Origin of the sequence: Brevibacillus sp. SAFN-007a (assembly GCF_051967035.1) — a bacterium.
In the GTDB taxonomy this organism is placed as follows: domain Bacteria; phylum Bacillota; class Bacilli; order Brevibacillales; family Brevibacillaceae; genus Brevibacillus.
In genome coordinates, this window is sequence record NZ_JBQCKK010000010.1 from 66,221 (window position 1) to 85,514 (window position 19,294).

Annotated in this window: 19 protein-coding genes and 1 pseudogene; 5 read left to right on the forward strand and 15 right to left on the reverse strand. The window is 55.9% G+C overall.

Annotation, left to right across the window (positions count from 1 at the left end):
• Positions 1-261: 261 nt before the first annotated feature.
• Both ACTHO6_RS12645 and ACTHO6_RS12650 read right to left on the reverse strand, forming a co-directional pair.
• Positions 262-387 (reverse strand): annotated as a pseudogene (locus tag ACTHO6_RS12645) (ABC transporter ATP-binding protein); the annotation flags it as partial.
• 112 nt (positions 388-499) lie between these two features.
• The gene (locus ACTHO6_RS12650) at positions 500-1,792 is read right to left on the reverse strand and encodes an NCS2 family permease (protein WP_440241928.1); all 1,293 of its coding nucleotides are present in this window, start codon (positions 1,790-1,792) and stop codon (positions 500-502) included.
• A gap of 147 nt (positions 1,793-1,939) precedes the next feature.
• On the opposite strand from ACTHO6_RS12650, the gene ACTHO6_RS12655 reads away from it, so the two are divergent.
• Entirely contained in the window at positions 1,940-2,809 is an 870-nt protein-coding gene (locus ACTHO6_RS12655) for a LysR family transcriptional regulator (protein ID WP_440241929.1), read from the forward strand.
• 292 nt (positions 2,810-3,101) lie between these two features.
• Here the strand turns inward: ACTHO6_RS12655 and ACTHO6_RS12660 are convergent, their stop codons facing one another.
• From ACTHO6_RS12660 to ACTHO6_RS12695, 8 genes are all read right to left on the reverse strand, one after another.
• Positions 3,102-3,542 (reverse strand): DUF523 domain-containing protein, encoded by a 441-nt coding sequence (locus tag ACTHO6_RS12660; protein WP_440241930.1) that lies wholly within the window; start codon positions 3,540-3,542, stop codon positions 3,102-3,104.
• Between the two features lie 24 nt (positions 3,543-3,566).
• Positions 3,567-4,499 carry a type I pantothenate kinase gene (gene coaA / locus ACTHO6_RS12665; protein WP_440241931.1) on the reverse strand — a complete coding sequence of 311 codons (933 nt, stop codon included), beginning with the start codon at positions 4,497-4,499 and terminating at the stop codon, positions 3,567-3,569.
• Positions 4,500-4,672: 173 nt separating this feature from the next.
• Positions 4,673-5,650 (reverse strand): hypothetical protein, encoded by a 978-nt coding sequence (locus ACTHO6_RS12670; RefSeq protein WP_440241932.1) that lies wholly within the window; start codon positions 5,648-5,650, stop codon positions 4,673-4,675.
• Positions 5,641-6,120 (reverse strand): RNA polymerase sigma factor, encoded by a 480-nt coding sequence (locus ACTHO6_RS12675; protein WP_440241933.1) that lies wholly within the window; start codon positions 6,118-6,120, stop codon positions 5,641-5,643. The genes ACTHO6_RS12670 and ACTHO6_RS12675 overlap by 10 nt, the downstream gene beginning before the upstream one ends.
• A 207-nt stretch (positions 6,121-6,327) precedes the next feature.
• A complete protein-coding gene (locus ACTHO6_RS12680) occupies positions 6,328-6,780 on the reverse strand; it encodes a Dps family protein (protein WP_440241934.1) in 453 nt (150 codons plus the stop codon).
• Between the two features lie 194 nt (positions 6,781-6,974).
• Positions 6,975-7,904 carry a S66 peptidase family protein gene (locus ACTHO6_RS12685; RefSeq protein WP_440241935.1) on the reverse strand — a complete coding sequence of 310 codons (930 nt, stop codon included), beginning with the start codon at positions 7,902-7,904 and terminating at the stop codon, positions 6,975-6,977.
• A 106-nt stretch (positions 7,905-8,010) separates the two neighbouring features.
• A complete protein-coding gene (locus ACTHO6_RS12690; RefSeq protein WP_440241936.1) occupies positions 8,011-8,748 on the reverse strand; it encodes a response regulator in 738 nt (245 codons plus the stop codon).
• Positions 8,748-10,307: an ATP-binding protein gene (locus ACTHO6_RS12695; RefSeq protein WP_440241937.1), complete on the reverse strand. Its 1,560-nt coding sequence runs from the start codon at positions 10,305-10,307 to the stop codon at positions 8,748-8,750. Before ACTHO6_RS12695 ends, ACTHO6_RS12690 begins: the two co-directional genes overlap by 1 nt.
• A 128-nt stretch (positions 10,308-10,435) precedes the next feature.
• Here ACTHO6_RS12695 and ACTHO6_RS12700 point away from each other — a divergent pair, with 128 nt between their 5' ends.
• A complete protein-coding gene (locus ACTHO6_RS12700) occupies positions 10,436-11,485 on the forward strand; it encodes a DctP family TRAP transporter solute-binding subunit (protein ID WP_440241938.1) in 1,050 nt (349 codons plus the stop codon).
• On the opposite strand, the gene ACTHO6_RS12705 is transcribed toward ACTHO6_RS12700, so the two are convergent.
• The 3 genes from ACTHO6_RS12705 to ACTHO6_RS12715 all read right to left on the reverse strand — a co-directional run bounded on the left by ACTHO6_RS12705 (position 11,460) and on the right by ACTHO6_RS12715 (position 14,524).
• Positions 11,460-12,938 (reverse strand): ATP-binding protein, encoded by a 1,479-nt coding sequence (locus ACTHO6_RS12705; RefSeq protein WP_440241939.1) that lies wholly within the window; start codon positions 12,936-12,938, stop codon positions 11,460-11,462. The genes ACTHO6_RS12700 and ACTHO6_RS12705 overlap by 26 nt on opposite strands.
• Positions 12,928-13,608, reverse strand: a complete 681-nt coding sequence (locus ACTHO6_RS12710; RefSeq protein ID WP_440241940.1) for a response regulator transcription factor — start codon at positions 13,606-13,608, stop codon at positions 12,928-12,930. Before ACTHO6_RS12710 ends, ACTHO6_RS12705 begins: the two co-directional genes overlap by 11 nt.
• Positions 13,609-13,777: 169 nt before the next feature.
• A complete protein-coding gene (locus ACTHO6_RS12715) occupies positions 13,778-14,524 on the reverse strand; it encodes a stalk domain-containing protein (protein ID WP_440241942.1) in 747 nt (248 codons plus the stop codon).
• A 281-nt stretch (positions 14,525-14,805) separates the two neighbouring features.
• On the opposite strand from ACTHO6_RS12715, the gene ACTHO6_RS12720 reads away from it, so the two are divergent.
• A complete protein-coding gene (locus ACTHO6_RS12720) occupies positions 14,806-16,101 on the forward strand; it encodes a dicarboxylate/amino acid:cation symporter (protein ID WP_440241943.1) in 1,296 nt (431 codons plus the stop codon).
• Between the two features lie 130 nt (positions 16,102-16,231).
• On the opposite strand, the gene ACTHO6_RS12725 is transcribed toward ACTHO6_RS12720, so the two are convergent.
• Positions 16,232-16,486, reverse strand: coding sequence for a hypothetical protein (locus ACTHO6_RS12725; RefSeq protein WP_005832027.1), 255 nt, complete (start codon positions 16,484-16,486; stop codon positions 16,232-16,234).
• A 281-nt stretch (positions 16,487-16,767) separates the two neighbouring features.
• Between ACTHO6_RS12725 and ACTHO6_RS12730 the strand changes: the two genes are divergently transcribed.
• Both ACTHO6_RS12730 and ACTHO6_RS12735 read left to right on the forward strand, forming a co-directional pair.
• On the forward strand, positions 16,768-17,265 hold the full coding sequence (locus ACTHO6_RS12730; protein WP_440241944.1) for a cation:proton antiporter regulatory subunit: 498 nt from the start codon (positions 16,768-16,770) through the stop codon (positions 17,263-17,265).
• 2 nt (positions 17,266-17,267) lie between these two features.
• Positions 17,268-18,497, forward strand: coding sequence for a cation:proton antiporter (locus ACTHO6_RS12735; protein ID WP_440241945.1), 1,230 nt, complete (start codon positions 17,268-17,270; stop codon positions 18,495-18,497).
• A 74-nt stretch (positions 18,498-18,571) separates the two neighbouring features.
• On the opposite strand, the gene ACTHO6_RS12740 is transcribed toward ACTHO6_RS12735, so the two are convergent.
• A complete protein-coding gene (locus ACTHO6_RS12740; RefSeq protein WP_440241946.1) occupies positions 18,572-19,231 on the reverse strand; it encodes a precorrin-2 dehydrogenase/sirohydrochlorin ferrochelatase family protein in 660 nt (219 codons plus the stop codon).
• Between the last annotated feature and the right edge of the window lie 63 nt (positions 19,232-19,294).

Genomic DNA, 19,294 nt, shown 5'->3' on the forward strand with positions numbered 1-19,294 from the left:
CCCGCGAATGGACAAATGACAACAAACACGTCATGGCGCGCTCTCGGCAGCATCCCTAAATTTACCACTGGCTGAAGGAAAAGATCAATAAGAAAACAGCCATCCCGCAAGAGAATGGCTGCTTTTCCTGCTTTCAACCGTCACAACCAGCGCTTTCGCCGTTTGTAGTGCTTCACCTGACGAAAGCTTTTGCGCTTCCCGTCGCTCACCCCCAGGTAAAACTCGCGAACATCCTCGTTGGACTGCAACGACTCCACGCCCCTCGACACGCTTTTGCAGACCGTACGACAAAGTGCCCACTGGCTTGTGCCGGATGGACTCAATCTCCAGAAACGAGATGATCTCCTCAACAGCTTGGCGATGCTCGATTTCTTCCTGCTGTGCCTTCCTTCAGATAGCGAAGGTCGGGCTGCCGAAAAAAGGCGACCAGTCCCCGCTCCGTGTGGCCGAACAGGTCGGGACAAAAAAATACCCCAACCGAAAGGCGGGGTATCGTTCCTTACGTGAATACAGGCAGCATCAGATTGAGCAAAAACAGCCCGGCGATCACATAGAGCAGAGCAGGCACTTCCCGGCGCTTGCCCAGCGCGAGCTTCATCAGCGGATAGGCCACGAAGCCGAAGGCGATGCCGTCCACAATGCTGTAGGACAGCGGAATGATCGCGATAATCAAAAAGGCGGGGAAGCCCTCCGAGAAGTCTTTCAGATTGATGTTCTGCACATTTTGCAGCATCAGTGCCCCGATGATGATGAGCACAGGCGCCACCGCGCCGTCCGGGATCATTTTCACCACCGGAATCAGGCCGAGCGAGAACAACAGAAGCGTCCCGGTGACAAGCGTGGTCAGTCCGGTCCGCCCCCCTGCCGCAATTCCGGCTGCCGTCTCTACCGTGGATACGGTCGGACTCGTTCCCAGGATGCCGGAGATAGCCGCCGACAAGGCGTTAGCCTGCAACGAGCGGCGGAACTTTTGCGGCTGACCGATCATCGCCGTATGCCCGTGCAGCAAGCCGATGTTTTCAAACACGACCACCATTGCGAGCGAAAAGGTCGCGATCCAGAACGGCAAGGTCCAGATGGCGGAAAACGACAGACCGCCCAGTACTTGTCCGTACTGCGCAAACGAAAACGTCTCCCCTGTCCCCGGCGCGACGATCCCGAACAAAAAGCCAAGTCCCGTACCAGCCGCAATCCCGATCAGGAAGTTGCCGGGGACATTGCGCACAAACAGGATCAGCGTGAGGAGGAGCGTCACCAACGTCACGATCACATGCGGGCTGGACAAATCGCCCAGCGCGACGAAGGTGGACGGATTGGTGACGATCAGGCCGCCTTTTTGCAGCCCGATAAAGGTCAAAAACAAGCCGATGCCTACCGTAATCGCTTCCTTCAGCGAAGCGGGAATCGCATTGGACAAAATCGCCGCCGCGCGGGTAAAGGCGATGACGGTAAAGATCAGGCCGGAAACGAATACAGCCGCCAGCGCTTCCTGCCAGGAGAGGCCCATCGACTGGCAAAGCGTATAGGTGAACAGCGCATTAATCCCCATGCCGGGGACGAGGATGATCGGAGCATTCGCCCAGAAAGCCATGAACAAGGATCCGATAAAAGCGGTCCATACAGTCGCCAAAATCCCTGCCTCCATGGGAATTCCGGCGTCCTGCAAAATCGAAGCGTTTACGGCAACAATGTAGACAATGGTGACAAAGCCGATAAAACCGGCGATCAGCTCCCGTTGAAACGTCGTGTCGCAAGCGCGCAAGTGAAACAGCTTATCCAGCCACGTACGCACGTCTATTTCCCTTCCTTCTTTCGTCGTCTCTCGATGTTTTGCTGAAACATATGCTATCATAGCAACAACAATATGAAAAATATCGAGTAAATCTGATTTTCATATCGAAATCATATAGCAGAAAAGCCAACGAAAGAAGGATGACACGTGGATATACGGCAATTGCGCTACTTTATCGCCATCGCGGAGGAAGGCCAAATTACAGGAGCGGCAAAACGGCTGAACATGGCCCAGCCCCCTTTGAGCCAGCAGCTCAAGCAAATGGAAGACGAGTTGGGCGTCGCGCTCGTGGAGCGCTCCGGGAAGCGGATGGAGTTGACCGAAGCCGGGCTTACCCTGTACCGCCAGGCGCTGAACATCGTTCATCAGATGGAGGAAGCGCTCGCCGAGGTAAAAGAAACAGGCGAAGGCATTCGCGGGACGCTGTCCATCGGGGTGAGCGCCTTGTCCGCCTACCGTCTGCCGGAGCAGATTCGACTGTTTCAGCAAAAATACCCGCTCATCACCTATAAAGTCTGGAAGGGCGACACCCAGCTGCTCAACCAGTGGCTGGAGCGGCGCACCATCGAGGTCGCGATTGTGCGCTTGCCCCACTCGCTCCACAACTGCACGATGATTCCGCTGGAGGAAGAAGCGTTCGTCCTGATCGTCCCGGCTGACTCGCCGTATGCGGACCGCACGGAAATCCACATGGAGGAAATCGCCCGGCTTCCGCTCATCATGCCCAGCCTGCCCGGCCTTGGCATTTACGATTTGCTCATCAAAGAGTTTTCGCGCCTGGGCATTTCGCCGCACGTCATCTGCGAGTGCCCGGACATCTCGCTGATCGTCAGCATGGTCGCCGCCTCCGTCGGCTCGTCCATCGTCCCGATTTCCGCCTGGAAGACGCATCAGAGCGAACAAATTCGCGGAATCAGGCTTGCCGGAACGTCCATTTACTCATCCGCTGCTGTCGTCTGGCAGTCGGGCCGGCACTTGTCCAAGGCCGCCAAGCGGTTTATCGAAACGTTTTCGTAAACGGGTAGAAACCGAAACAAAAACCCGTGCGCACAGCCATCTGCTACGCGCACGGGTTTCATGGTATCATTTGTAAAAAAACGCAAAGGAGCGCCACCACTTTGCCACCGATGAGCTTGTTTACACGAAGTCGCTCTTTTCCGATGTCATGTACAAAATCGAATACGAACGGGATCAGGCAGGAAATGTCGTAGCGTACCATACTGTTTCCGCCCCTGCTATTCGCTGCTTCGCTTGCGAAAAACGGTGCTATCAATAACTTGGAGCAGCCAAGTTTTCTGCTGCGCGAAAGCTAGTTTCGCTCCGACTTCACCTCGATGCCATGTCGGCGAAACAGCGCCGCCGTCACGCCTGCTCCCGGCACCTTGTTCCCGGAAAAGTGGCCGTCGTACACAAACGAGCTGCCGCAGGACGGGCTGTTCTCTTTCAGGATCGCGGCGGTTGCGCCGACCGTCTTCGCCAGTCGCAGCGCCTGATAAGCGCCCGCCACAAATTCAGCCGTCACATCGCGGCCGGTCTGGTCGATCACTTTCGCCCGCCCGTCCAGCACGTCGTTCCCGTCTCCCCCGACAATCTCCGCTGGCGGACGCGGGGTCGGCAAGCCGCCCAGCTGCTCCGGACAGACAGGAATGACTTGGCCGTCGCGCAGCAACTGCTCCAGCTCCTTGTCCAGACACGATGTTTGGTCGTAGCGGCATTCGCAGCCGATCAGACAGGCGCTAATCATTTTCACTGGCTATCCCTCCCGCCGCTATGCTTACAGCTTGCGTAGCTTGACGCTTTGCACCATGTGATCCTGCCCCTTGTTCAAAATCAGTTGGGCCCGGACGCGCGTCGGCAAAATATTTTGCACCAGGTTCGCTCCGTTGATTTCCGTCCAGATGGTTGTCGCCACCTCTGTGGCTTCCTCGTCAGACAGGTTCGCGTAGCGCCGGAAGTACGAGTTCGGATGGGAAAAAGCGGTCTGACGCAGCAGCTTGAAGCGCTCCACATACCATTGCAAAATATCTTTTTCCTCGGCGTGCACGTAAATCGAAAAATCGAAAAAGTCGGAGACGATCACCTCGGAAAGGCGCGGATCGTCGCCTTTTGGCGGCTGAAGCACGTTCAAGCCTTCCACGATCAGGATGTCGGGCTGGCGAACGGTCTGCCATTCCCCTGGCACGATGTCGTAGACGAGGTGAGAGTAGACCGGAGCCTTGACCTCAGGCAGACCGGATTTCACATCGGACAAAAAGTTGATAAAGCGGCGCAGGTCGTAGCTTTCCGGGAACCCTTTGCGCTTCATGATCCCCCGCTCCTCCAGCACCCGGTTCGGATACAGAAAGCCGTCTGTTGTCACCAGATCGACCTTGGGATGGTTCGGCCACCGAGACAACAGCGTCTGCAAAATACGGGCTGTCGTGCTTTTCCCGACCGCCACGCTTCCGGCGATCCCGATGATAAACGGCACCTTGCTGTCCTGATTGCCCAAAAACGTATGCGTGGCCTGATACAGCTCCTGCATGCCGCCAACGTACAAATTCAGCAGACGAGACAGCGGCAAGTAAATATCGGCCACTTCAGTCATGGATACATTTTCGTTCACCCCCTGCAAACAGGCCAGTTCTTCGTCTGATATGGTAAGCGGCGTGGAGGCCCGCAGCGCTCTCCACTGCTCGCGATTGAAGGTAACATAGGGTGATGCCATGGGAATGTACATCCTTTCCATCATGAAAGTGCTTTCTTTTTTTCATCACATAAAAGTAAGTTTACACTAGCATGCCTCTCTTGGGAACAAGAGGGATGTCCCAAATAGAGCCACAGCACCTTCTTTGCTTATGGAAAAGAGAGGCGCACCCACGAAAAAATCCCGCCTCGCTGTTACGTCGCCGTCGCTGCCGGACCTGTTGCGGGCACGCGCTTTTTTTCCTCCAGCTCCCATTTTTGCGCCTGTTCGTCCCAGCGATACCTGGCAAGGTGGTTGCTTCCCAGCCCGTCATTGTATAGGACGACAGCCACTGGCTCGTCTTTTTTTAAAAAGACGGCAGGAATACTGCCCTTGTAGGCCGTTCCGCGCTCCACCATCGGCTGGCGGGAAAGCAGCCTGATCTGTTTCAGCGCGTCTAGCTTCCACCCCATGTCGGTATAGATGGCGTTTTGCTTGTAATCGTGGAGGTACGCATACGCCGACAGTGACAGCCCGAAGCTTTGCAAAAATTGTTCATGCCGCTGTTCGCGATCCAGCGCAAATTTCACGTCCTCATGCAGCGACAAGCTGTTGGTCAGGAACAGGACGTTTTTGGCCGCATACAAATACGTCGGGCCGCTGGCTGAAAGCGGCAAGCGATCCTCCCGCAACTTCGCCCCTTGAAACGTATACGTGACCTCCTTCGGGCGAGTGAAGTCCTCCACGATTTTGATTTGATCGGCCCGGTACCCTTCGGGAAAAAAGATGATGTGTACCTTTCTGTATCGTTCTTCCACCAGGACGGCTTCCTGCGCCTCGGCAAAAACTCCCGCCAACGGAGAAGCGGAAATTTTCGCTTCGTGTACCCCGCCGTACAGGGCCATAACCTCGATCAGCTGAGCCGCTCGCTGACTGAGTGCCGCTTCGCCATAGGGCGCTTCCACCGGATGGTTGCCCCCTTGATTGCTCACACCAACCTGAAAGCCGACGCCGACCGTGACCGCCAGCACGATTCCGGCAGCAACCGCCCCTCCGATGCGCGGGAGCGCGCTTTTCCGTCTTTTCGCCTGTGTGAGGATGTTTTGCTCCATGCGTGCCTTCCGCTCGTCTTCGAGCTTCCATGCTTGCCGTTCGACTGTTGCCAATTGGCGCAATCCTTTTTCTACGTCCACCGTTCTCCCTCCTTCAGCAAAAGCTTTTTCAGCTTTTCACGCGCGCGATGCAAACGGGTGTAGACAGCGCCGGGCGATATGCCGAGAATCGCCGCAATCTCTTCCGCGCTTAGTTCTTCGTAGTAGTGGAGAACCAGCATTTGGCGATGACGATACGAAAGCTTCGCCATGCAGCCTGTCAGTTGGCGCCACTCTTCTTTTTGCAGCACTTCCTCTTCCAACCCGGAAAAGCCAGGCACAGCCGGTTCCGCCTGATACAGCAAATGCCGAAACGACCACGAGCGCATGTAGCGTTTGCACTCATTTACCGCAATCCGATACAGCCACGTCTCGATTTTGCTCTCCCCGCGAAAGCGTGGAAGATGCTGGTACGCGCGCAAAAACACCTCCTGGGCAATATCTTCTGCGACCTGCCTGTCCTGGACAAGCCAGCAGCAGAGACGGTAAATCCGGTACAGATGAGCGTCCATGATCGCTTCCAGCGAGACGTCGACTGTCGTGCGAAGAATCGAGAGCGACGGCAGCAGTTCTTTATCTCTCAGCGTCCTCCCCTCCCTTTCAGCATTTAGATACCGCAGCCCGCATTTTCTTACACGTTTTTTGGCGAAGCCACAAATTCTTGTCTGGATAAAAAACAAGCTGACACCGACGGCATCAGCTTGCTCTCCTGCTTGCGCTTATTTTCCCAAATGCGCCTGTAGCATCCACACATGCTTTTGCAGGCTCTCGCTCATTTCCAAAAACATGTCGCCCGTCGCCTCGTCATCGGCGGCCTCTGCGGCGACAATCCCTTCCTTCAGCTCGCCGATCAAGGTCGTAAAGTCGCTCACGACTGCCTGCACCATCTGCTCGGCCGACTCGCCTCCGGCTGCTTCCTTGACAGAAGCCTGCTCGATACAGGCCTTCATCGTCGAGACAGGCTTGCCGCCGACAGCCAGCAGCCGCTCCGCCAGTTCATCCACATACGTGGCCGCCTCGTTGTACAGCTCCTCGAACTTGGCGTGGAGCGTGAAGAAGTGCGGACCTTTTACATACCAGTGAAAATGGTGAAGCTTCACATACAACACGGACCAGTTGGCAACCTGTTTATTTAAGACCTCGGTAACGGGCCGACTTATCGTCATGCTCATGAAAAGGACGCTCCTTTCTATGATGAAAAAGCTACAGCGTCTGTAGTGTTCCGCCGCTTCCCCGATCCTATACCGGATCGGCTTTGAAAATCGCCGCGTGCGCCCCTCCCGAGCTGGCAACAGCCAGCCCGTTTCTGCCCGAGCCGTTGTGCTCCCGATAGCTCCTGCCCGTGAGCATTCGCTTCGGCCGAACCTTACACGGTCAGGCTTTCCTCCAGGACAAGAAGCCGTGAAGTCGCGTCAAGCGTAGCCTCCACACCAAAGGGCAGCGCCATATTGTAGGTGCCGTGCCCGCTCTGCACGTTCCAGATCGTCGGCTTTCCGTAGGGCACGACGATGTTGTGGAACACGTCCCACACCGAAAAGCCTTCGCGCTTTTTCGGCTCGCAGTTGGTCCACGTGCCGATGACGACTCCTGCGCAATCGTCGAACAGGCCACCGAGCGCAAGCTGCGTCAGCATGCGATCCACCCGGTACGGCTCCTCATCCACATCCTCCAGAAACAGGAGCTTGCCACGGGTATCCAGCTGGTACGGCGTGCCCATCAGCGCCGCGACCAGCGCGAGGTTTCCGCCGACGATGGGGCCGCAAGCCTGCCCCTCCACGAGACAGAGAATGTCCTCTCCCGGCGGATTGAGGATCGGCCCGAGCGGCTCAGGCCGGGTCATCGCCCGCAGCAAATACGCCTTGGACCAGTCATCCAGTCCGGGCGCCATATACGAGGTCGCCATCGGCCCGTGCAAGGTCGCCAGACGTGACACCTGCCCGAATGCGGTGTGCAGCGCCGTTATGTCGCTGTACCCGATAAACAGCTTCGGATTTTGCGCGATGAGATCGTAATCGAGCAGCGGCAGCATTTGCGGGGATCCGTAGCCGCCGCGCATGCACAGGATGCCGTCCACCTCGTCATCGGCAAACATCGCGTTCAGCTCGCTTGCCCGCTGCTCCGGCGTGCCCGCCAAATAGCCGCCGTACGTCTCGTAGCACGTCTGCCCGACTTTTACCTTGAAACCCATCTCCATGATCGCGGCCACTGCCTTGCCCAGCCCTTCTTCCGTTGCAGGGCTGGAAGTGGCGACCAGCCCGATTGTATCCCCGGCCCGCAATGCTTTTCCTTTCTTCATCGGCCCCGTCTCCCTTTCTGTTTTGTCCTTCGACTGCGGTCCTGCGAAGCGACTCTGCACACACGTATGCCGTCTCCGGTTCGTTCATGCCTTTTGTTTTCCCTTGTCATTTCGTTTCCTGCGCGCCGACACGAACGTAGCGATTCGTCGGCCTGCCTACCCCGCCATAGCTGACGTCGATTCTCACCAGCCCCATCTTTTCCAGGTAATCCAGATAGCGTCTGGCCGTCACCCTCGCGATGCCCACCCGTTCCGCGACATCTTCTGCGGACAGCGCCTGTCCTTCGTTGTCCAGTTGGCGAATGATTTGCCCAAGCGTCACGGCATGCAGCCCTTTTGGCAAGGAATCGAGCTTGCCGCCTGCCCGTGCTGACCACTCCTCTTCGTCGTCGCGCTCTGACGCGCCGCGAAACAGAAGCTGGTCTACCTCAGCCTGCGACGCCGTCTCTGCCTGTTCGATCCTCTGACGGAACTCCCGGTAGGTTTCCAGCGACTTTTTCATGCGCGCAAACGCAAACGGCTTGATGAGGTAGTCCATGGCACCGCCGCGCAGCATCGCCTGAATCGTCGCCTTGTCTTTGGCCGCCGTCACCACGATGACATCCACGTCCTGTCCGGCAGCGCGCAGCTCCACGAGCGATTTGACGCCGTCCTGAATCGGCATGAAAATGTCCATGATGACCAAGTCCGGTTTTAGCTCCTGCACCATTCGCACGCCATCGGCCCCGTTCGCCGCCATCCCGACGACGACGAAGCCCGGCACGCGCTCAATGAACTGTTTGTTGATCTCCTGCACCATCGGATCGTCTTCCACTACCAGCACGCGAATGCTGTCCGCCGCCATTATTCGTCCACCTCCTTCATCGGGAATGTAATGAGGAAACTCGCTCCTGCCCCCGGACGGGAGTGGCAGACCAGTTCGCCCCTGCCTTTTCGCACCAGTTGATGCACCAGGTGCAGACCGAGTCCGCGATTCGCCCGGCTTTTGGTGGAAAAGCCTCTTTCCAGCATCTTCTCCCGCGTCTCTTCGTCCATGCCGATCCCGTTGTCCTCCACGAGAATCGAGCACACTTCTTCATCCTGCTCGATGCTGATCGTAATTTCCTTGTCCGGTCGCTCGCACTGTTCCAGCGAGTCGAACGCATTTTCAATCAAATTGCCCAGGATGAGCACAAAGTTGTGGTGGTCCATGTAGGGCGGAAATTTTTCCAGGTGGCTCATCCGGTCGATACTCACGCGAATGCCCAGTTCCTTGCCGCGGCTGACCTTGCCGATCAGAAGCCCGGACAGGTTTTCGTCCATAATCCGCGTCGTCAGAAAAGAAGTCAGCTCCTCCTGCTCCTCGTTGATCTCGAACAAGTAGGCGAGCGCCTTGTCGTATTGGTGGAGCTGCAGCAAGCCCGCGATCGTGTGCAGCTTGTTCATGTGCTCGTGGTTTTGTACGCGGAGGGCGCCGACAAACTCCTTGACCCCTGTCAATTCCTCCGCCATTCGCGCAACCTCCGTCCTGTCCTGGAAGATGGCGAGGGCGCCGACGATCTTGTCCTCGACTTTAATCAAAAAGCGATTGGACCAGAGCAAGGCATTGCCGACGTGCAACTCGGTGTTCGTAAAGTTTTGCCGCAGCTCCAGCACCTCGGGCAAGCGGGTGTCGGGCAGGACCTCGCGAATGGATTTTCCCAGCACGTCCCCCTCGATGCCGAAGATCTGTTTGGCCCGATCGTTGAAAATCGTGATTCGCTCCTGGTTGTCGATGGCGATCACCCCTTCGTGCATGGCGTGAAAGGTAGCCGTCCGCTCGACCAGGATGCGCGCGATCTGCTCCGGCTCCAGATCGAGCATCTGCTTCTTGATGTGGCGAGCCAGCAGGTAGCTGCCCCAGACGCCCACCAAAAGCGAGAGAAGCAGCGTCCAGGCGATGTTGCCGCGCTCGCTTTTCACCATTTCCCATGGACCGGGGATCACCCGGCCCACCAGCACCACCCCTACCTGTTGGTGCTGCTCGTCCATGATCGGCACGTAAGCGCGGAGCGCGGTGCCCATGTCTCCCTTGACCTTTTGCAAATAGGAGTGCTCGGCGTACGCCTCTTCGACAGCCGCGTCTTCAAACACCGTGCCGATCCGCTCGTCCAGCGGGTCCGAATAGCGCACGCGCTCCTTATTCAAAACGACGATGTACGTCACGTCATTGACGACCCTCAGCTTGTGCGCTGTCGGATTGATCTGCCGCCAGCCCTCCGGCTCCTGGATGCTTTCTTGCACCAGCGGGATTTGGGCGACAGTGCGGGCAATCGTCATCAGTCGTTGGCCCAGCTGATTTTCCGTCACGCGAATCATGCCTCCCACGATAATCAGCATGCCGATAACCAGGGAGAACAGCACGATTCCGACGGAAAGCAGCATGATCTTCCATTTGATCGTTAACCGTTTGAACAGACCAGTCCTTCCTTTCCGGCAGGGATTGCTTGCTTCTCTATATTTTGGTACAGTACATCCAGCAACGCAACTGATTGTGGGCAGGTGTAAACAAGATGAGATCGTTTCTTGGCATCGCGCTGTTTGTGTTGATCGGGCTTGTGAGTGCTGTCATGATCGGCTTCGGGACAGACCTGTCGTCGGCGAAGCTCGGCTATGACGAAGTGCAGGAAGGACTGTCCGAGCGCATCATCATCAAATTCAGCCACGTAGTCGCGGAAAACACGCCCAAAGGCTTGACCGTGGAACGATTTGCCCAGCTGGTCAAGGACAAGACCAAGGGACGCGTGGAGGTGCAAGTCTTCCCCAACAGCGTGCTGCATTCGGAAAAGACGGAGATGGCGGCGCTGAAAAAGGGCGAAGTACAGATGATCGCCCCTGCGTTTTCCCATCTGTCCAGCATCATTCCCGCCTGGGCTGTGCTCGAATTGCCCTACGTGTTTCGAACGCAGGAGGACGTAGAACAGGCACTCAACGGCGAAATCGGGCAGATGCTGTTTTCCACGCTCGCCGACTATGATATGAAGGGTCTGGCCTTCTGGTCCAGCGGCTTCAAGCAGATGACGGCCAATCGCCCGCTGATTACGCCAGACGATTTCGTCGGCCAGCGTTTTCGCATGATTCCGAGCGCCGTGCTCGAAGCCCAGTTTCGCTCTTTTCAGGCAATTCCGATCGGCTCGTACTTCGGCGACCTGTACAGCCTTTTGGCGAACGGAAAAGTGGATGGCGAGGAAAACACCATCTCCAATGTGTACACGAAGCGGCTGTATCAGGTGCAAAAGTATATGACCATCAGCAATCACGGCTTTCTCGGCTACGCAGTCGTCATTAATCAAACGTTCTGGAACAAACTCCCTCCGGATATTCAGCAGGCCATCACGGAGGCCATGCAAGAAGCGACCGCGTACAACAATCAACTGGCTGTTTCCATGAACGCGAGCCAATTGCGCCTGCTCCAGGAACAGAACAGCATCCAGATTCACATGCAAACAGCGGAAGAGCGGGCAGCCTGGATGCAAGCTGTGCAACCGGTCTACGACAAGTTCGCGGAAAGCATCGGGGCGGACCTGATGGAAAAAATCAGAGAGCTTCACCAGAGACGGTGAAGCTCTCACCCGTTCTCGGCTGTCTATCCGTCCGCTTTGGCAGGATCAGCGTAAAGACCGAGCCTCGCTCACTGCTTTCCCTAAGCACGAGATCGCCGTCCAGCGCTTTGGCCATCATGCGCGAGTACGACAGCCCAAGCCCAAGCCCCCTCACCTTGTCCTTTTTGTTGCTTCCGCGGAAGAACCGCTCGAAGACAAGCGGCTGCTCCTCTGCGGGAATCCCTTGACCGTTGTCCTTTACGTCCATGCGCACGTCCGTTTCGGTTTCGTACAGCACCAGTTGAATGCTTCCCTGGGCTTCCGCCTTTCCGATCGCCTGTCTCGCGTTGTTCAACAGATTGGTCAAAATTTGTTGAACGCGGCCCGGATCAACGACAACCGTCACAGGCTTCTCTGGGATGACAACCTCGAACGAGATAGCCCCCAGGTCTTGGACAATCCGCCATTGCGAGGCGATTTCCCTGACCAGCTTGTTGATGTCCTGCTCCTCCTTGTGGACGGTGATCGCCCCGACCGCAAACGAGTTGAAATCCAGCAAGTCCTCCACCATTTTTTGCAGACGCCTGGTTTCGTGCAGGCATATCTCCAAAAATTCTTTCTGTTCTGCCCCGGAAACGACTTCATCGTTAATCGCCTGAACCAGTCCGCTGATCGAGGTCACAGGCGTTTTCAACTCGTGGGTCACGCCGGCCAACAGCTCTGTCCGCATGCTTTCCAGTTGGCGCAGGCGGTCAGCCATCTCCTTGAACGTGTAGACCAGTTCGTGAATTTCCCGCTCCTGGATCGGCTTCGTGATCGTGACGTCGTAGTTGCCCTCCACGATTTTTCGCGCCGACAGCACGACTTGCTGAATCGGCTCCGACAGCCTCCGGGAGTGAAAGTAAATGACGGCCCAGCCAAGCACGCCGAGACTGCCGAGCATGATGACCAAATATTGCAGCTGCTCCCGGCCGATCTTGATATCGGTTTCGGGAAACAGCAGGATGACTTTCCCGATCCTATTGTCGTTAAATTGCAAATCTTTCCGGATGACGTAAAGCGTATCACCCGACGCCTGCCTGATCCTGTCCGCCGTATTCGCCTGCTCTAGCAAGCCGGGTAGCGCCTTTTCCAGTGCGGGCGGCAGCATGTCCGGACGGCTGTAGAGGACCTCCCCCTGGTTGTTTTGAATAAACAACAGCAGGTTGCGATCCACCCCCATGAACTTGCGCCGATTGTCCAGCACCTGGTGCAGCTGGGCTCCCACCAAAATGTTTCCATCGTCGTCTACGACCCGATCCGCCACTTCCTCGGCAAACAGCCGGGTCACCTCGATTTGCTTTTCCACCGCCGCGTATTTGATCCAATAGGCTGACACGGCTCCGACGATGAACAGGCCGACGACCAATGTCAGCAGGTAGCGGGTCGTCCAGTAGCGCAAAAGCGAGACGGGTTCCTGTTTTTTAATAAACACAGAACTGATACCCCACCCCTCGCAGCGTCTTGATCTCGCCTTCCTGGGCGGGCCAATTCTCCAATGTTTTGCGCACGCGCTTGATGGCGAGATCCACGGCGCGATCACTGCCTCCGTAGTCCATTCCCCATACCTGCTCGATCAACTGCTCGCGGGTAAAGGTCTGGTTCGGATTTTGCGCCAGGAAGAGCAACAAGGACAAGTCGCGCGGATGAAACACCAGCTCCAGTCCGTGCAGCGTCACGCGATGAGACTGGAAATTGATTTTCAGACTGCCGAAAAAACGCGTCTCCTGATCCTTCATCAAAATCACCGAGCGCCGCAGCACAGCATTGACTCTCGCCACCACTTCTTCGGCGACAAACGGCTTGGTTATATAGTCGTCGGCTCCCTGGTTGAGCCCCTTCAGCTTTTGATCGGTTTGCCCGAGCGCCGTCATGATAATGACCGGACAGGCGCTTTTTTCCCGAATCTCCTGCAAAATCTCCCAGCCGCTTCGCTCGGGAAGCATGAGATCCAACAGAACGAGGTCCGGCTTTTTTTCGTCAAACAAGCGGATGGCTTCGCTTCCGTCTTCCGCCTGCCAGACCCGATAGCCCGCTTTTTGCAGGTACGCCTTCAGTACGCGCGAAATCACCAGTTCGTCTTCTACCAACAAAATGCTTTTCATAGGCTTCCTATTCTCCCATTCGCGATCGCTCGCATGGTCCTTTCCCTCTATTACGTACTTCTATACTATCAGTTTACCTCGTTCTTTTTAGATTGGGAGTTGGGATTTTGGAAAATAGGAAAAAAGCCTTGCTCCCTTTTTCAGGAAGCAAAGCTTTTTGGGTTGAATCTTAGTTGATGATCTCATCTTCGAAGTAGATGTCTTCCTTGCTCACATCTCCTTCAAAGTCGTATTTTTTCTTGTCGTTGTTGCTGGTATCGACGATCTCGCCTACTACGTCTGCATCGTCGAATTCATACCAGATGTCCTCAATGACGTTCACCACGAGGTCTTCATAGTCGGAATCGTCCAATTCGTCCTCATACTCATCGAAGTCGAGAGCGATTTCTACCTCGATCTCATCTTCGTCGCCGCTCAGGGTAATATCCCACTCAGCGCCGCGGAAGTCTTCGTAATCGTCATTCAGATCGTCTTCCAGATCGCTCAGAAGATCGTCGAAATCGTCGTCGTCATCGTCGTTTCTCGCCTCTTCCAGATCGTCCTCCAGGTCAGCGATTTGCTGGTTCAGCGTGTCGATCTTCGTTTGCAGACTGCGGATTTGGGCATCGCGCGCCGCCAGCTCGGCCGCATGCTGGGCGTCAGCCTGGTCTCTTACGGTGATGGTGTACGTATTGCCATCCCAGACGACTTCCTTGTTGAACACGCCTGCCATCATGCGCAGCGGAATGTAGGTGGTTCCGTTCACGATGAAAGGTTCGATCGTCGTAGGAACGGCAGCGCCATTATACAAAACCTTGATATTGTTGTACTTCGCCTGCAAGTTTTTTGTTCCGGTCGCTGCCTGAGAGCCGTTCGGCAGCAAGCTTGTCGCAAGAACCACCGCTGAGAAAACTGCCAGATACTGCTTTTTAAACATCGAAAATCCTCCTTCTCCCGGTTGTCTTTTTTAAGTCATGTCGCTATGTACACCACCTACTTTACCTATTGATCGTGTCGAGAGTATGTCAACCTTGCATTTTTTCTGTCCCGGCTTCAGGCGAATCCGTGACCAAAACGACCAAAACAACCAATATGACCGTATCATTCTCCATTTTCGCTCCATTCTGTACAATGCGAAATAGATAAGGGAAGCGCTTACAACAGCAAACTTCCAGACACAGCACCACATGCAATTTGAGGAGAAAAGGGGTCGGTTCGATGCGGATCAACTTTAGAAACCTGACCGTTCAGGTTGTCATTGCCATCATTCTCGGCATACTCGTCGGGCATTTTGCCCCCACATTCGGCGCAGAGCTGAAGGTGTTGGCGGATATGTTTGTCAAGCTGATTAAAATGGTCATTCCGCCGATTGTGTTCTTCACGGTCGTAAACGGAATCGCGAGCATGGGCGACATGAAAAAGGTCGGCAAGATCGGCGGCAAGGCACTGATTTATTTTGAAATCGTTACCACGATTGCGCTGGCCATCGGACTTGTCGTCGTCAACCTCATCAAACCGGGCCAAGGCTTCGACAAAACGGGCTTGACGAGCGGAGACGTCAGCAAGTACACAGAAGCGGCTGCGCAATCGAATCACGGCTTCGTCGATTTTATCGCCAGCATCATCCCGGAAAACGTCGTCGGTGCCATGGCAAAAGGCGAACTGCTTCCCATCCTGTTCTTCGCTGTCCTGTTCGGGCTGTCGCTCGCGGCCATGGGTCCTGCCTCCCAGCCTGTCATCAAGCTGTTTGACAAGCTGACACACGGATTTTTCGGCGTCGTCAACATGATTATGAAGGTGTCCCCGCTGGCGGCATTCGGAGCGATGGCCTACACGATCGGCAAGTTCGGCATCGGCTCTCTCACCCGTCTGGGCCTGCTGATGACAGCGGTGTACATCACCATGTTTTTGTTCATCGTCCTGGTGTTGGGCGGTATCGCCCGCTACTACCAATTCAGCATCTTTTCGTTTATCAAATACATTCGCGAAGAAATTTTGCTGGTGCTTGGCACCTCTTCCTCGGAATCGGCTCTTCCGCGAATGATGGACCGTCTGGAGAAGTACGGCTGTTCCAAATCAGTTGTCGGCCTTGTCGTTCCTACAGGCTATTCGTTCAACCTGGACGGAACCTCGATCTACCTGTCGATGGCAGCGATGTTTATCGCCCAGGCGTACGGCGTCGATCTCAGCATCTGGCAGCAGTTGACCTTGCTCGGCATTTTGATGATTACGTCCAAGGGCGCAGCAGGCGTGACAGGCTCCGGCTTCATTACGCTTGCGGCTACACTGGCAGCGTTCCCGATGATTCCGGTCGAAGGCATTGCCCTGCTGCTCGGGGTGGACCGCTTCATGTCCGAGGCGCGCGCGATTACGAACCTGATCGGAAACGGCGTAGCAGCGGTTGTCATCGCCAAGCAAGAGGACGAATTCCATCCGGGGCGCGTCCAGCAAGCGAGCGACGCAACAGAGCCGGGCTCGGAACAGGAATCCGAGGGCAAAGCGATCTGGGCGTAACATCTGTGCCGCTGCTTTTGGCTATAACACAAGGGAACCCGCTCCGGCAGGTTCCCTTGTTGCGTGACAGGCTTTGCTTTTTTCAGACGCCAACCTTCATGCGTGTTGGTGGAAAAAATGTACTCCTTGCTCAATCATGTGGCCATGTCTTGCGCAGGTCCTGCTCGAACTGGCGCAAATGTTTGATTCGCTTCTGCGCAGCCTGGTATTCCTCCAGCCAGTGCTCCTTCTCCCGCTCGCGGATGATCTCTGCTTTTTTCTCCAGCTCCCGCACCTCATTGCGCAGGGCAATCACGATATCCAAGAGCTCATCCATCTCCATGGAGCGCATATCCTGAATAAAATGCCATTCTGCTTCGGTTAAACGATATTGCTTGTTGGCCACGCTTCATCACCCTTAAACAATGTGTTAAATCTGTTGGAATTTGTTGCATCTATGTGAATTCCTGTTCGTCCCCGGAAAGCGGCTGGGCGCATCGTGTATAATAATGGAATAATAGGTACGTATGTCGACCATGCCACCTCACATGCACCGGGGTTATTACTAAAATAGCACCGGAATGGTTATAATTCCAAATAATTATTGGCGGCATGCAAAGCGCTCTTTCCCTGAAAAAGAGTGACGACCTATCCAAATACAGACGTGGAATTGAAGGAGGCTGTTGCATGTTCTCGATTCGAGAAACAGATTTGCCGGGCATCGGCAGAAAATACCAGGTGGAAACGAAAAGCGGCGACAAGCTGGTCATCGTCATTCACGATGACGGACGCCGGGAAATGTACCATTTCGATCGGGAAGATCCCGATGACAACATCTCGATGGTGACCCTCGATGATGACGAGGCACGGCAAATCGCAGCCATCGTCGGCGGCTTGACGTACAAGCCATCCGCTTTGGAAACCGTTGAGGTCGCATTGGACAAACTCGTGATCGAGTGGTACAAGATCGAGTCTGGCGCACGCGCCATCGGCAAGACGATTGGCGAGCTGGATGTGCGTCAGGAGACGGGAGCCACCATTATTGCCGTCATTGAAAAAGATCATAAGCAAACGATCAACCCAGGTCCCGACTATGTGCTCTGTGCAGGCTCTACCCTGGTTGTCGCGGGGGAACGAAAGCAGGTGAAGGCGCTCAAGACTATTCTCAGCAACGGGGGTGATTGACCTTGGAGCACATCGTGTTTGAAGTCGGCCTTGCGCTCGCTCTGATTGCCATCGCCGGCTTTCTCTCCATCAAGTTGAAGTTCTCCATCGTTCCCTTTTACATTTTGGTCGGGATGGTCGTCGGTCCGCACGCTCCCGACTTCGGCCTGTTCGACCTTCGCTTTATCGACAGCGCTCCGCTCATCGAATTCATGGGCAGAGTCGGCGTGCTTTTTCTGTTGTTTTACCTCGGACTTGAATTTTCAGTGGGGCGACTCATCAAAGCCGGCCGCTCGATTGCGATTGGCGGCACAATCTACATCGCCATCAACTTTACGCTCGGACTGCTGTTTGGCTGGGCTGCCGGCTTTCCGCTCAAGGAAATGCTGATTGTCGCGGGAATCACCACGATTTCCTCCAGCGCGATCGTGGCCAAAGTGCTGGTCGATCTCAAGCGCACCGCCAATCGCGAAACCGAAATGATTCTCGGCATCATCATGTTCGAGGACATTTTTTTGGCCGTGTACATCTCCATCGTTTCCGGGCTGGTTCTCTCCGGAGCCACTTCCGTTGGCGGCGTGATTTCCTCCGCCCTGATCGCGCTGGGCTACATGCTCTTGCTCATCATCGTCGGGCGCAAGCTCGTCCCCTTTTTGAACCGCGCGCTCAACATCAAATCGAACGAAGTGTTCATGATTACCGTGTTTGCCGCCCTGTTTCTGATTGCGGGTTTTTCCGAGACGATCCATGTAGCTGAGGCCATCGGCGCACTGCTCGTGGGGCTCATATTGGCAGAAACACAGCATATGAAACGCATCGAACATCTGATCCTGCCCTTTCGCGACTTTTTCGGCGCCATGTTTTTCTTCAGCTTCGGGTTAACGATTGATCCCTTGTCGCTTCTGGGCGCCGTCTGGCTGTCCATCGCGGCGGTCATCATCACGCTCGTCGGCAACGTCGCTGCCGGGCTGCTTGCTGGCCGCAGCGCCGGGCTGCCGCCCAAGGCCTCCACGAACATCGGACTGACCATCGTTTCCCGCGGTGAGTTTTCCATCATCATGGCTAATCTGGGAAAAGCAGGCGCACTCATGGATATCCTGCAGCCGTTCGCCGCGCTGTACGTGCTGATCCTGGCGATCTTAGGCCCTCTTTTGACGAAGGAGTCCAAACGCATCTACCAGTTACTGAACGCCGTTTTGCCTCTCGAACGAATCAGCAAAAGCAAACGGCCGGAAAACAGTCCGGGCAACTGACGGACGGAACGAATGGGGGATACAAAAAAAACAACCCAAGCCCGCATGCTGAACAGGCTCAGGTTCGTTCCGTTTTATGCCTTTTCTTGTCTCTCCAGCCATCCGGCCACAAGCGCCGCTGCCTCCCGGTCCCTTCGCTCGCTCTCTCCGCTTCGGGTCCAGTGCAAAAAGCGGTCGTCCAACAGCTCTGCCAAGATAGCACGCTTGTCTGCCGGGCGAAGCTCATCCAGCGCGAGTACGCGGCGGCGCATTTTGCCCAAAAAGAGCGTGTAGTCCTCGTACTCCGGCCCGATCCACGCTTCCAGCTGGCGGCGCAGTTTCTTCGCCAATCCCGGATTGTTGCCCCCTGTCGAGATGGCAACGGTCACGTCGCCGCGCTCGACTACGGACGGCACCGTAAACGAGCACAGGTCGGGACGATCCACTACGTTGATCCACTGGCACCCGGCTTGCCGACACGCCTCGTAAACAGCCAGGTTGACCGCCGGATCGCTGGTCGCCGCGATGACGAGCACGGCGTCCGCGACGTCATCGGGGACGAACGGGCGCAGCCGGAGCGTCAGCTTGCCCGCTTGCTCCCATTCGCGCATCGCCTCCGTGCAGGAGGGACTCACGACGCTGACGGCTGCCCCAGCGGCCAGCAGGCTGGCGATTTTTCGTTCCGCGACTTGCCCGCCGCCGACGACCACGCAGTGTTTCTGTTCCAGGTTGACCATCATGGCATACGGCCGCATCCTTCATCCCTCCTCCCAACATGTTTCGGGCAACCAACCGGATGGCTCCTCCGATCACTTCAT